The sequence below is a fragment of the Burkholderia sp. Ac-20392 genome (genome assembly GCF_017104585.1).
In the GTDB taxonomy this organism is placed as follows: Bacteria; Pseudomonadota; Gammaproteobacteria; order Burkholderiales; family Burkholderiaceae; genus Burkholderia; species Burkholderia lata.
The window spans coordinates 1-13962 of the sequence record NZ_JAAGPB010000208.1 but is presented as its reverse complement, the minus strand read 5'-3'; the positions used below and the strand labels follow the sequence as shown (position 1 = coordinate 13962).

11 protein-coding genes are annotated in these 13962 nt (G+C 66.6%); 9 read left to right on the top strand and 2 right to left on the bottom strand.

All coding sequences use genetic code 11. The annotated features are described in order from the left end of the window. Positions 1-51 precede the first annotated feature (51 nt). Together G3N99_RS21830 and G3N99_RS21825 are read left to right on the top strand one after the other, a co-directional pair. Positions 52-1437, top strand: coding sequence for a cache domain-containing protein (locus G3N99_RS21830; protein ID WP_174940503.1), 1386 nt, complete (start codon positions 52-54; stop codon positions 1435-1437). Between the two features lie 29 nt (positions 1438-1466). Continuing rightward, positions 1467-2111 carry a response regulator transcription factor gene (locus G3N99_RS21825; RefSeq protein ID WP_043186307.1) on the top strand — a complete coding sequence of 215 codons (645 nt, stop codon included), beginning with the start codon at positions 1467-1469 and terminating at the stop codon, positions 2109-2111. A 58-nt stretch (positions 2112-2169) separates the two neighbouring features. Here G3N99_RS21825 and G3N99_RS21820 read toward each other — a convergent pair whose 3' ends face one another. Continuing rightward, a complete protein-coding gene (locus G3N99_RS21820; RefSeq protein WP_206123450.1) occupies positions 2170-3690 on the bottom strand; it encodes an MFS transporter in 1521 nt (506 codons plus the stop codon). Positions 3691-3834: 144 nt separating this feature from the next. Here G3N99_RS21820 and G3N99_RS21815 point away from each other — a divergent pair, with 144 nt between their 5' ends. The 6 genes from G3N99_RS21815 to G3N99_RS21790 all read left to right on the top strand — a co-directional run bounded on the left by G3N99_RS21815 (position 3835) and on the right by G3N99_RS21790 (position 11224). Then, entirely contained in the window at positions 3835-4473 is a 639-nt protein-coding gene (locus G3N99_RS21815) for a TetR/AcrR family transcriptional regulator (RefSeq protein WP_206123449.1), read from the top strand. 278 nt (positions 4474-4751) lie between these two features. Then, the gene (locus tag G3N99_RS21810; protein WP_174940490.1) at positions 4752-5300 is read left to right on the top strand and encodes a fimbrial protein; all 549 of its coding nucleotides are present in this window, start codon (positions 4752-4754) and stop codon (positions 5298-5300) included. An 89-nt stretch (positions 5301-5389) separates the two neighbouring features. Further along, positions 5390-6163: a fimbria/pilus periplasmic chaperone gene (locus G3N99_RS21805; protein ID WP_206123448.1), complete on the top strand. Its 774-nt coding sequence runs from the start codon at positions 5390-5392 to the stop codon at positions 6161-6163. A 154-nt stretch (positions 6164-6317) separates the two neighbouring features. Further along, positions 6318-8861 (top strand): fimbria/pilus outer membrane usher protein, encoded by a 2544-nt coding sequence (locus G3N99_RS21800; protein WP_206123447.1) that lies wholly within the window; start codon positions 6318-6320, stop codon positions 8859-8861. Between the two features lie 32 nt (positions 8862-8893). Next, complete coding sequence (locus tag G3N99_RS21795) at positions 8894-10012, top strand: fimbrial protein (RefSeq protein ID WP_241011786.1); 1119 nt, start codon at positions 8894-8896, stop codon at positions 10010-10012. Between the two features lie 81 nt (positions 10013-10093). Further along, entirely contained in the window at positions 10094-11224 is a 1131-nt protein-coding gene (locus G3N99_RS21790) for a fimbrial protein (RefSeq protein ID WP_206123445.1), read from the top strand. A gap of 174 nt (positions 11225-11398) precedes the next feature. On the opposite strand, the gene G3N99_RS21785 is transcribed toward G3N99_RS21790, so the two are convergent. Continuing rightward, positions 11399-11995: an ABC transporter substrate-binding protein gene (locus G3N99_RS21785; RefSeq protein WP_011353639.1), complete on the bottom strand. Its 597-nt coding sequence runs from the start codon at positions 11993-11995 to the stop codon at positions 11399-11401. A 323-nt stretch (positions 11996-12318) separates the two neighbouring features. On the opposite strand from G3N99_RS21785, the gene G3N99_RS21780 reads away from it, so the two are divergent. Further along, positions 12319-13962, top strand: a 1644-nt coding sequence (locus G3N99_RS21780) for an MMPL family transporter (protein WP_206123444.1), incomplete at its 3' end; no start/stop codon positions are given.

The following is a 13962-nucleotide window of genomic DNA, read 5'->3' as shown; positions in this document are numbered from 1 at the left end:
GCTGACGCGCCCGGCCGGCCCCGCGCGGGTGCGCGGCCGCTTCGCACCACCATGAGACTCAAGGCAAAGATCTTCCTTCTGGCCATCGTGCCGTTCCTGCTCGCGATCGCCGGCATCGGCTTCGGCGTGCGCCAGCAGGCGACGTCCCTCGCGCGCACGCAGCACGCGACGATCCAGGCCGCGTACCTGTCGAGCAAGGAAGTCGAGCTGAAGCACTATGTCGAGCTGGCGACGAGCGCGATCATGCCGCTCTACGACGCGAGCGGCCGCAACGCGCGCGACGACGCGATGCTGCGCACGCAGGCGCTCGCGATGCTGCAGAAGATGGATTTCGGCCCCGACGGCTATTTCTTCGTGTACGACCTGCATGGAAATTCGCTGATGCATCCGCGCGAGCCCGAGCGCGTCGGCCACAACTACTGGTCGATGCGCGACCCGCAGGGCGCACTGACGATCCAGAAGCTGATCGGCGCGGCGTCGAGCGGCGGCGGCTACGTGCGCTACGCATGGCAGCGGCCGTCGACGGGCCGCGTCGCACCGAAGCTCGGCTACGTCGTCGCGCTCGAGCGCTGGGGCTGGATGGTCGGCACCGGCATCTATCTCGACGATGTCGACACCGCGCTGCAGCGCATCGACGCACGCGCGTCCGCGAACATCGAGCGCACGATGAGCTGGCTCACCGCGATCGCGCTCACGGGTGCGGCGGCGATCGCCGTGTGCGCGCTGGTGTTGAACGTCAGCGAGTCGCGCAGCGCCGACGCGAAGCTCAAGCTGCTCGCACAGCGCGTGGTCGAATCGCAGGAGCAGGAGCGCGCGCGGCTGTCGCGCGAGCTGCATGACGGGATCAGCCAGATGATGGTGTCCGCGAAGCTGATGCTCGAATCCGCGCTCGCCCGTTTCGAACGCGGCTCGGCGCGCCTGCCCGAGGCCGAGCAGGCGCTCGCATCGGGCGTCGGGCGGCTCGGCGACACGCTGCGCGAAGTGCGGCGCATCTCGCATGCGCTGCGTCCGTCCATGCTCGACGACCTCGGCCTCGCGGCCGCGCTCGAACAGCTGGTTCGCGAACTCGGCGCCGAAAGCGGCATCGACATCGGCTATACGCAGGTCGCGCACAGCGGCACCCGGCCGCTGCCCGAAGCCGTCAACACCGCGCTGTTCCGGATCGCCCAGGAAGCGCTCAGCAATATCGTGCATCATGCGCAGGCGTCGCGCGCGGCCGTCACGCTCGACGTCGGCGCGCAATCCGTCTCGCTGACCATCGCCGACAACGGCTGCGGCTTCGACGCCGAGCGCTCGCAGGCCGACGCGCGCCGCGGCATCGGCCTGCGCAACATGCGCGAACGCCTCGACGCACTCGGCGGCATGCTGACGATCTCGTCGCAGGTCGGCCACACGATCGTCGCCGCGCGCGTGCCGCTGCCCGGCGCCGCGTCATGACGCGCCCCATAACAGGAGACCTTTCACGCATGAGCGCCCCCGACACCGCCCGGCCCGTCGCCCGACTGCTGCTCGTCGACGATCACCCGCTCGTGCGCGACGGCTTGCGGATGCGGCTCGAAGCGGCCGACCTGTCCGTGGTCGGCGAAGCCGGCAACGCCGACGAAGCGCTCGCGCTCGCCGCGTCGCTCGAACCCGATCTCGCGCTGATGGACGTCGGCATGAACGGGATGAACGGCATCACGCTCGCGGGCGTGTTCCACGAGCGCTTTCCGGGTATCCGCGTGCTGATGCTGTCGATGCACGACAACATCGAATACGTGACGCAGGCCGTGCGTGCCGGCGCGAGCGGCTACCTGCTGAAGGATTCGCCCGCGAGCGAGATCGTGCGCGCGATCGGCGCGGTGCTGGCTGGCCAGACGTTCTTCAGCGAAGGGCTCGCCGCGCGGATGATCCACGCAAGCGCGACCGCGTCGCCGCTCGACCGGCTCACGCCGCGCGAACGCGACATCCTCGATGCGCTGGCGGAAGGGCTGTCGAGCAAGCAGATCGCGCAGCAGACGGGGCTGTCGGTGCGCACGGTCGAGACGCACCGGCTCAATCTGAAGCGCAAGCTGGAGATAGAAGGGCAGGCCGAGCTGATCAAGTTCGCGGTCGAGCATCGGCGGAGGTAGGCACATCCGACGGACGCCTCGATCCGCTGTGAAAGGCTCGACCTGTCGGCACGCCACATCATTCCGGCTGTGAAGATGTCACGCACGCCGCCGCGCGCCCCGATTGCTGCTCCGTTTCACGCCGCACCATCAGCATCACCGCAATCGTAATACTAAGGATTCCGGAACACAAAACCGCGATCGAAAACCCGTGCGCCATCGCGTCCCGATACGCGCCGAGCAGCGCCGGTCGCCCTGCCGCAAAAACATGCTCCATCACCGCCTGCTGCGCAAGCGTATCCGCTTGCGCGCTGCCGGCCGCCTGCATCGCGGCCGTCATCCGGTGCAGCGCCCCGACGCTCATCATGCTGCCGAGCACCGCGATGCCGATGCTCATCCCGGTCTGACGCAACGCGTTCATCGTCGCCGACGCCATGCCCGCGCGTTCGGCCGGCGCCAGTTCCATCACGGTCATGCCGGTTGCGGGCACCGCGAGCCCCATGCCGACCCCGAGCACCGCCAGCGCGATACCGACCGGCAGATACGGCGTGCCCGCGCCGAAACCCGCCATGACCGCGAGCATCGTGCCGACCAGCCCATACCCGGCCACCATCAGCGTGTGCAACGAAACGCGCGCCGCGATGCGCCCGAACAGCATCGACGTGATCGCCGTCATCACGAACTGCGGCATCAGTTGCCAGCCAGCCTCGGCGGGCGTGCGCCCCTGCGCCTGCTGCAGGAACAGCGACAGGAAGAACAGGCTGCTGTACCCCGAGAACCCGAGCACGAACGACGCGAGATTGGCGCGCACCAGCCGCCGGTCGCGAAACAGCCAGACCGGCAGCAGCGGCCGCTCGACACGCGCTTCGACCCGCACGAACACGACGAACGCCACCGCGGCGCCCGCCAGCGGCACGAGCACCTTCACATGCAACGCGCCGGCTTCGCCGATGCCGATCAGCCCGTACGTAAGCAACCCGAGCCAGACCACGCTCAGCGCCTGGCCGAGCGGATCGAACGCCGCGTGCTGCGGATGCCGGCGCTCCGGAATGCCCCATGCGCCGAGCAGCACGGTCACGATGCCGATCGGCACGTTGACGAGGAAGATGTTCTGCCATCCGCCATGCTCGACGAGCAGGCCGCCCACCAGCGGCCCGAGGATCAGTGCAAGCGCACTGAACGCGGACCACCCGCCGATCGCACGGGCGCGCTCGCGCGCATCGGGAAACGCATGCGTGAGGATCGGCATCGCACCGGGAATCAGCAACGCACCGGCAAGCCCCTGGATCGCGCGGCCAATCAGCAGCGGCACGATGCTGCCCGCGCAGGCGCAGACCACCGACCCGGCCGTGAACAGGATCACGCTGGCGAGCCACACGCGCTTGTGCCCGTAGCGATCGCCGAGCGGCCCGGCCGACAGCATGAACGCGGACAACGCGAGCGCATACGCATTGACGACCCACTGAAGGCCGCCGATATCGGTATCGAGCGCCGTCTGCAGCGTCGGCAACGCGACGTTGACGATGCTGATGTCGAGCGTGGCGAGAAAGGTGCCGAGACAGGCGGCCAGGACGAGTGCGGCGCGACGGTAGCGAGGCATGGCGGTCAGCCCTTCGCGGGCATGAAGATGAGAATGATTCTCATCATATATATCGACTGACCGTCGGTCAATGGATTGAATTGGCCGCGAGCAGGGCGCTGGCCTAAACTGCGGGCTTTGCACGAACGGGCGTCGAGCCGCGCGATGACGGACAGGACCAAGGCAGGGACCACGACAATGAAAGACGGCGCGCCGGCGGGCAAGCCGCGCACGAAGCCGGCGGAAGTGCGGCTCGAGGAACTGATGGCGGCGGCCGAAGCGCTGTTCCTCGCGCAGGGCGTGGAAGCGACGACCATCAGCGAAATCGTCGAGCACGCGCAGGTCGCGAAGGGCACGTTCTATCACTACTTCGAATCGAAGTCCGACATGCTCGCCGCGCTCGCGCAGCGCTACACGTCATCGTTCCTCGACCGTTTGCAGCACGCGGTCGACGCGTGCGACGCCGACGACTGGCTCGCGCGCCTGCGCGCGTGGATCCGCACGAATATCGAAACCTACGCGGCGACCTACCGCACGCACGACATCGTCTACACGAACCACCATCACCACGATCGCGCGAATGCCGACAAGAACGCGATCCTCGAGCAGCTCGGCGCGATTCTCGACGGCGGCGCACGGGCCGGCACCTGGCGGCTCGCGCACCCACAGGTCACCGCGCTGCTGATCTACGCGGGCGTGCACGGCGCGACCGATCACATCATCGCGGCGCCGGAAACGGATCGCACCGCGTTCGTCGAGGCGGTGATCGACGATTGCCTGCGGATGCTCGGCGTCGGCACCTGACGCACAGCAACGAACCAGACGCCCGAGGGCTAATGCCGTTCAGTCAAGCACTGAACGGCATTTTTTGTTGGCGGTATCGCGAAGTGACAATTGTTCATCTTACGAATTGTTGACGCCGGTACGATTCGCTTCGTCCAAGTGTAACCAGGTCGAAAACACAATATTCGGCCGCGTGATGCCTGTTCGGGTCGCCGTTGGATGTCGCGTCGCGCTATCGAACGGATATCGCGGCGGCGTCGTATCTCCATCCAGATCGATTCTTACTGAAACCGGAAACCATGCAAACCAAACTCATTACCGCCGTGTTGTTCGTGGCTGCAGCCACTGCGTCGCAAATCGCATCCGCGGCAGACGGCACGATCACGTTCAACGGCACCGTGCTCGCGCAAACCTGCACGATCAGCGGCAACGGCAGCGGCTCGAACAACTTCAATGTCCCGCTGCAATCGGTGGCGACCAGCGCGCTGGCCGCAGCAGGCCAGTGGGCCAACCGCACGCCCTTCTACATCTCGCTGACGGCCTGCACGCCGGCGTCGGGCACCGTCCACACCTACTTCGAGCCGGGTCCGACGGTCGACGCCGCCACCGGCAACCTGATCCTGGCCACCGGCGGCGCGACCAACGTCGAGATCCAGTTGCTGAACGGCGACGGCACCTATTCGCCCATCAAGATCGGTGCGGCCGACGCCACGCAGAACTCGAAGTCGGTCGCAATCAGCTCGTCCGGCGCCGCCACGCTGAACTACTACGCACAGTACCTCGCAACCGGTGTTGCAACGGCCGGCGCGGCGACGTCGAGCGTGATGTACTCGCTCGTTTATCAGTAATCAATCATTTAGTTCTACATAGCACGATCAGGTGGAGCGGCGCGATGCCGCTCCACCCCTCGTGCTCGCTACCCGCATCGATCCCTATCATGAAGCTTCGAAAAACTCTCCGGCGCGCGATCGTCACCGCGTGCGCCGCATGGCTCGGCTACCTGGCGGCACCCGCCGTTGCATCGGTGGTGATCGGCGGCACGCGCGTGATCTATGGCGCGGGCGAGTCCGAGGTCACGCTCAAGCTGTCGAACGCCGGCCAGTCGCCCGCGCTCGTGCAGTCGTGGGTCGATGCAGGCGATGTGCGCGGCGCGCCGTCCACGATCAAGGTGCCCTTCACCGTCACGCCGCCGATCGCGCGGATCGATCCGTCCAAGTCGCAGACGCTGCGCATCGTCTACACCGGCGAGCCCATGCCGCAGGATCACGAGTCGGTGTTCTGGCTCAACGTGCTCGAGGTGCCGCCCAAACCCGGCGCGGCGGACGCAGACATGAACCGCATCCAGCTCGCGTTCCGTTCGCGCATCAAGCTGTTCTATCGCCCGGAAAATCTCAAGGGTTCGTCGGCCGATGCGCCGACGCAGCTCACCTGGCGGCTCACACAGGCCGACGGCAAGCCGGCCATCGAGGCGCACAACCCGACGCCGTTCCATGTGTCGTTGACCATGATCAGCGTGCAGTCGGGCGGACGCAGCGCGACCTTCGACGATGGCGGCATGGTCGGGCCGGGCGAGACGCGGGCCTTCCCGCTGAAGGGCGACGTGCCCGGCGCGGCCGGCGCCAGCGTGCGCTACACGACGCTGAACGACTACGGCGGCTCGGTCAGCGGCGAGACGCCATTGCGGTCCGGCACCGCGGCGCCGTCGCGATGATGCGCGGCTGACCCCCTTCCATTGCGCGAGGCGCGGGTAGCGCGCCACGTCCTTTCCACAGCAAGGCCAGGCATGCCCGCCCCGGGCAGGGCGCAGGCTTGCTCACGCTCGGGTGCCTACCGTGATCCAACGTCTTTCCAGTTTGCCGCCACTCATGCGCTGGCGCCCGCGCCCGTGCTTCCTGCTCGCGCTGTCGGTGTTCGCGTCGACGGGCACGATGGCGCAGACCACAGGCGCCACGCAAGTGGCGGAAGTCCAGTTCGACGACCTGTTCCTGCAGCACCCGGGCGGCACGCGGGTGGACGTCAGCCGCTTCGAAAAGGGCAACGTGGCGCCGCCGGGTTCGTATCGCGCCGACCTGTACGTCAACACGAACTGGATAGGCCGCGCCGAGATCACGCTGCGACAGGTGGGCGACAGCCGGAACAACGTGCAGCCCTGCTTCGATCGCGAGCTGCTGCTGCAGGTCGGCGTGGACCTGGCGAAGCTGTCGCCCGAAGCAACGCACATGTTGACGGACTCGAACCGTGCCTGCGCGACGATCGGCATGCTGGTGCCGGACGCCGTCGCCACCTTCGACAATGGCGAACAGCGGCTCGACGTCAGCATCCCGCAGGCCTCGCTGAGCCGCGCGGCGCGCGGCTACGTGGACCCGCGCTACTGGGACGAGGGCGTGCCGGCCGCGCTGCTGTCGTACAACGGCAATGTCTACCGCGCCAACAACCAGGGGACGTCGTCGACCCAGGCCTACCTGGGCCTGACCGCCGGGCTGAACGTCGGGCCCTGGCGCTTCCGCCACAACGGCAACTACACCTACGGCACGCACGGCGGCACGCACTACCAGAGCGTGCAGACCAGCCTGCAACGCTCGATCGCGCGCCTGAAGGCGCAGCTCGTGATCGGCGACGCGTTCACCGACGGCACGATGTTCGACAGCGTGGGCTTTCGCGGCGTGCGGATCGCCAGCGACGAGCGCATGTATCCGGAATCGCAACGCGGCTATGCGCCGACCATCCACGGCATCGCCAACAGCAATGCGCTGGTGCAGGTGCGCCAGAACGGCAACATCATCTACAGCGCCAACGTCGCGACCGGCCCGTTCGAAATCGACGATCTCTATGCGACCGGTTATGGCGGCGACCTCGACGTCGTCGTGACCGAAGCCGATGGCAGCATCCACACCTTCAAGGTGCCGTATGCGTCGGCCGTCAATTCGCTGCGGCCCGGCATCACGCGTTTCAGCGTGACCGCCGGCCAGTACCGCAGTCCGCTGCTGTCGAGCAAGCCGGCGCTGTTCCAGGCGACCGTACAGCACGGCTTCACCAACCTGATCACCGGCTACGGCGGCATGACAGCCGCGCCCGGCTACGTGGCAGGCCTGGTCGGCGCCGCACTCAACACCGAACTGGGCTCGTTCGCGTTCGACATCACGCAGGCCAACACCGATCTGCCCGGCATGGGCACACGCCACGGCCAGAGCGTGAAGCTCTCGTACAGCAAGCTGATCAGTCCGACCAATACCAATATCGCGGTCGCCGCCTATCGCTATTCGAGCAGCGGCTACCTGGGCCTGCAGGACGCCATGCAGTTGCGCGGCCAGCAGACGGGCGGCGCGAACGGCCTGCTGTCGGGCGGCGTACGTCGCGGTCAGTTTCAGGTCATGCTGAATCAGGGCCTGCCGGACCGCTGGGGCTCGTTCTATCTGTCGGGCTCGACCGTCAATTACTGGAACCGCGGCGGCAACGACACGCAGTTCCAGGCCGGCTACAACAATAATTTCCGGCGTATCAACTACGGCGTGTCGGCCGCGCGCCAATTCGACGCGACGCAAAACCGCTGGGACAACCGATTCATGCTGAACGTGTCGATCCCACTGAATCTCGGCTCGCGCACGTTGTACTCGTCGACCAGCCTGCAGCGCGACAGCCGTGGCGCGACCCTGGTCCAGCAGTCGCTGACGGGCTCGCTCGGCGTCGACAACGCGCTCAGCTACGGCGTGAACGTCGGCCATACCGGCGGCGGCACGGGAGCGGCCACCAACGTAGGCGGCAACGTGTCCTACATGTCGCCGTATGCGACCGTCTCGGGCAATGCTTCGAAGGGCACCGGCTTTACGCAGTACGGCGGCGGCATCTCGGGCGGCATGGTGGCCTACGCCGGCGGTGTGGCCTTTGCACCGACCATGGGCGAGACGATGGCGATCGTCGAGGCCAAGGATGCGAACGGCGCGCGCGTGACGGCCGGCAGCGGCCTGCGCATTGATTCGTTCGGTCATGCGCTGGTGCCGAGCCTGACACCGTTCTCGACCAACGAGGTGGAAATCGATCCGAAGGGCGTGCCGATGAGTGTCGAGCTGAAATCCAGCGCGCAGCACGTCGCGCCGACCGCGGGCGCGGTGGTGCGGCTGAAGTACGAAACCGAGGGCGGCGGGCGCGCAGTGATCATGCGTGCGCGCATGAGCGGCGGCGAGCCGGTTCCGTTCGGCGCGGAGGTGAACGATGCGGCGGGGCAGAACGTCGGCACCGTGGCGCAGGATGGTCGCATCGTGCTGCGCGGCGTGAAGACCGATGCCGGCACGCTGAACGTGAAGTGGGGCGATACGTCTTCCGATATCTGTTCGTTATCCTACACGCTTCCGACGGCAAGCAAGACGAACCGGCAACGCTGGACCGATGTGGAGGCGGTATGTACGAAATGAGCAAAGCGAATGCTATGGACCTCGGAGAGATCATGAAGCGGAACGAGAAGCCGGTCTCGACGTGCAGACAGGCGAGAACGACACGAGGCCTGGGCCGCCTGGCGTTCTGGCTGCTCACGCTGGCGATGCTGCTGCTCGGCTTGGGCTCGCGTGCGGCGCTCGCCCAGAGCGCCAGCTGCTCGGGTACCGCGCAGACGATACCGATCTCGATGTCACCCTCGGTGACGGTCCCGCGCGACGCCGCGGACGGCACGATGCTGACCACCTGGGTCAGCTCCCCGACTACCACCAACTACTACAGTTGCACGGTGTCGGGGTCGGCGTCCACGGGCATGCTCTTCGAACCGCTGTCGATGACCAAGTCCGGCATGACCGTGAAGGGGCCGACCGGGGTGATCTATACGGTCTGGAATACCAACGTGCCCGGCGTCGGCATTGCGATTGGCATACGTTCCTACGTGAACGGCTGCCAATGGCAGGCGTGGCTCGATCTCGGCACGCCGTCCACGCTGTTCCCCAGTCCGTGGACAGGCTGGGTCTGCAACACAAACGGTTCGGTCACCAACGGCGGCCAGGCCCAGATGGCGCTGGTCAAGACCGGCCCGATCACGGCGGGCATAGTGACGGGTGGCGTGTTGTTCGAAGGTGGGTCGGCGCAAAGCACCACCGGCACGTATACGGTCGCGACCGCGAGTCGCAAGTCATTCTCGCTGTCGTCGACCGTCATCAGCGTGGCGTCCTGCACCACGCCGAACGTGACGGTCAACATGGGCTCGCACATGCAGTCGGAATTCACGGGCATCGGGTCGACCACCAAGCAGGCCGTCGCGGTCAATGTCGCGGTCAACGCCTGCCCGATTGGACTGAACTCGATCCTGTACGAGTTCGACCCGATCAATGCCGTGCTCGACGCCACCAACGGCGTGCTCGCGCTATCGAGCGATTCGACGGCCACCGGCATCGGCCTGCAACTGAAGGACGGCAGCGGCAATGCGCTGAAGTACGGCACAAAGTACACGCTGACGAGCTACAGCAGTGCGACAGGCGGCTCCTACACGATCCCGCTCACGGCCAGGTACTACCAGACGGCCGCCAGCGTGACGGCCGGCAGCGCGAACGCGGTGCTGACCTTCACCATGACGTATCAGTAAGCAGTGCGTAGCGGATTTTGACGTATGCGGAGGCGGTACGCACGCAATGAGCATGCGGATGCAATGGACCGGGGAAAGATCATGAAACGGAACAAGAAGCCGGCCTCGACGCGCAGGCAGACGAAATCGGCGCGAGGCCTGGGCCGCCTGGCGTTCTGGCTGCTCACGCTGGCGGTGCTGATGCTCGGCTTGGGCACACGTCCGGCGTTCGCCTCGAGCATAAGCTGCTCGGGAACGGCGCAGACGGTGACGCTGACGATGCCGGCCTCGGTGACGGTCCCGCGCGACGCCGTGGTCGGCACCATGCTGACCGGCTGGGCCAGTACGCCGAACGTCCCCAATTACTACACTTGCGCGGTATCGGGTACGGCAGCCGCGGGTATGGTCTTCGAACCGCAGTCGATGACCAAGGCGGGCATGACCGCGACCGGGTCGACCGGGGTGGCCTATACGGTCTGGAATACCAATGTGCCTGGCGTCGGTGTCGCGATCGGCGTGAGTACTTACGCAAACGGTTGCGGAAGCATGCCGTGGATGGATCTCGGCGTGCCGTCTTTGCCGTTCCCCAGCCCGTGGACGGGGTACGCCTGCAACGCAAACGGAATTGTTACGTCGATCAGTAACGGCGGTATGGTGCAGGCGGCGCTGGTCAAGACCGGCCCCATCACGGCGGGCACAGTGACGGGCGGTGTGCTGCTCGTGGGGGCATCCGCGACGAGCACCGGCGGCAACGTATATACGGTCGCCACCTCGCCTCTCGTGTCGTTTTCGCTGACCACGACCACTGTCAGCGTGGCGTCCTGCACCACGCCGAACGTGACGGTCAACATGGGCTCGCACATGCAGTCGGAATTCACGGGCATCGGGTCGACCACCAAGCAGGCCGTCGCGGTCAATGTGGCAGTCAACGCCTGCCCGATTGGCCTGAACTCGATCCTGTACGAGTTCGACCCGGTCAATGCCGTACTCGACAGCACCAACGGCGTGCTGGCGCTGTCGAGCGGTTCGACGGCCACCGGCATCGGCCTGCAACTGAAGGACAGTAGCGGCAACGCGCTGAAGTACAGCACGCCGTACACGCTGACGAGCTACAGCAAGTCGACGGGCGGCTCCTACACGATCCCGCTCACGGCCCGGTATTACCAGACTGCCGCGAAGGTTACGCCCGGCAGCGCGAACGCGGTGCTGACCTTCACCATGACGTATCAGTAGGCCGCGCACGGCGAGCCGGGATGTGTGCGGACGTGGCTTGAACCTGCGCCGGCACGCCCGGACGCGCGGTCACGTCGGTCGTTCGACCGCTCACCAGACGCCCTGTGCAAAAGAAAAAAGAAGGGCGCCCGAGGGCGCCCTTCATGCATCCGGACCGCGGCCTTGCAGCGGCTGTCAGTTCGTCCGCGAATTGTGCTTCTGCAGATACGCGATCAGGCCATCGATCCCGCCCGATGCGAGCTGACTCTTGAACTGGCCCTGGTAGACCTGGATCAGCCACGCGCCCGACATGTCGATGTCGTAGATCTTCCAGTCGTTGCCGACCTTGCCGAGACGATAGCCGACCGACTGGCTGTCGCCCGGCGTCGTGACCGTCGACTGCACGAGCGCGTCGGCGCCCGACGCGCCGCCGGCCTTGAACGAGAACTTCGCGTCCTGGCTGCCGAGCTGCGCGAGCGACGCGGCGTAGGTGCGCGTCATCAGCAGCTTGAACTGCTTGTACAGCTCCTGCTGCTGTTGCGGCGTGGCCTGCTTCCACGCGTCGCCGACCGCGATGCGGGTCGTGCGCTCGAAGTTGGTCGCGGGCAGGAAGCGCTGCTCGACGACTTGCGTGACTTTCGCCATGTCGCCGCCGCGGGCGGCCGGATCGGCCTTCATCGCGGTAACGGTGCCCTCGACCGCATTGCGGACGATATCGACCGGCGCGCTCTGCGCGAAAGCGGAAACCGACACGGCGGCTGCCGCGACGAAAGCAAACAGATGACGTTTCATACGAATATCGCTCGATGAGAAAAAACGACCGGTTCATTGCACCGGCCGACGACGCAAAGTATACCGGGCCTGACGCCTCGGTGCGCCGCCGTGACCGACTGTTACCTTTCAGCTTCCTTTGTCACAGGGCCGCAGTGGCGCGTCGAAGCAGCGTTGCGCCGTTTATGTAAATATCCCCTTACAAACGGGCCGACCATCGGTATCGATTCCGCCGTCGCGAACAAATCTCCTTCCCTTCTCGCAACCCCCAACGTCACGACCGCCGCCACGCCGCGCCGGTATACTTGGCTACTTTGCCCTTGCCAGCCGCTCCCCATCGCCACATGGTGACATCTCTCATCGTCCGACTCGTTGCGTGGTCGGTGCGCCGACCCGTCTCGGTCGTCGTCCTGTCGCTCGTCATCGCCGCACTCAGCGGCGTCTATGTCGCGCAGCATTTCAAGATCAACACCGACATCAGCAAGCTCGTCGATGCGGAACCGCAATTCGCCGCGCTCGGCCAGGCCGTCGACAAAGCGTTCCCGCAACGCAACGGCACGATCCTCGCGGTCGTCGAGGCGCCCGCGCCCGAATTTGCGAATGCCGCCGCGCAAGCGCTGACCGAAGCGCTGCAGAAGGATGCCGACGCCGGCCGCATCGGCCAGGTCGCCGAACCCGGCGGCGGGCCGTTCTTCGAGCACAACGGGCTGCTGTTCCTGTCGCCGCAGGAAGTCACCGATACGACCTCGCAGCTCGCGAGCGCACGCCCGCTCGTCAACGAACTCGCGAAGAACCCGAGCCTCACCGGGCTCGCCACGACGCTGTCCACCACGCTCGGCCAGCCGCTGCTGACCGGCCAGGTGAAACTGCCCACGATGGCGAAGCTGCTCGCCCGCAGCGCCGCGACCGTCGACGACGTGCTGGCCGGCAAGCCGGCCGCGTTCTCGTGGCGTGCGCTCGTCGACAACGACGCCGCGCGGCAGCCCGCGCGCGCGTTCGTCACCGTGCAGCCCGTGGTCAACTACGGCGCGCTGAAGGCCGGCGCGGAAACCAGCCAGGTGATCCGCGACGCGGCCCGTTCGATCGATCTCGAGAAGCGCTACGGCGCGGTCGTGCGCCTGACCGGCGAACAGCCGCTCGCCGACGACGAATTCGCGTCGGTCGAGGATGGCGCGGCGCTCAACGGCGTCTTCACGCTGCTCGCCGTGCTCGTCATCCTGTGGCTCGCGCTGCGCTCGAAGCGGATGATCGGCTCGGTGCTCGTCACGCTGTTCGTCGGCCTCGTCGTGACCGCCGCGCTCGGCCTCGCGATGGTCGGCTCGCTGAACATGATCTCGGTCGCGTTCATGGTGCTGTTCGTCGGCCTCGGCGTCGACTTCTCGATCCAGTACGGCGTGAAGTACCGCGAGGAGCGTTTCCGCGACCCGCGCATCGATCACGCGCTGATCGGCGCCGCGCACTCGATGGGCATGCCGCTCGCGCTGGCCACCGCGGCCGTCGCGGCGAGCTTCTTCTCGTTCATCCCCACCGCCTATCGCGGCGTGTCCGAGCTCGGCCTGATCGCGGGCGTCGGGATGTTCGTCGCGCTGCTCACCACGCTCACGCTGCTGCCCGCGCTGCTGCGCCTGTTCGCGCCGCCGGGCGAATCGAAGACGCCGGGCTTCCCGTGGCTCGCGCCGGTCGACGATTACCTCGATCGCCATCGCAAGCCGATCCTGATCGGCACGCTCGTGGTCGTGATCGGCGCGCTGCCGCTGCTCGCGTTCCTGCGCTTCGACTTCAACCCGCTGCACCTGAAGGATCCGAACAGCGAATCGATGGCGACGCTGCTCGCATTGAAGGATTCGCCGGAAGCCGCCGTCAACGACGTCACGCTGCTCGCGCCGACGCTCGCGGAGGCCGATGCGGCCGCGAAGCGCCTCGACGCGCTGCCCGAAGTCGGCCGCACGACCACGCTGTCGACCTTCATCCCCGCCGACCAGCCGGCA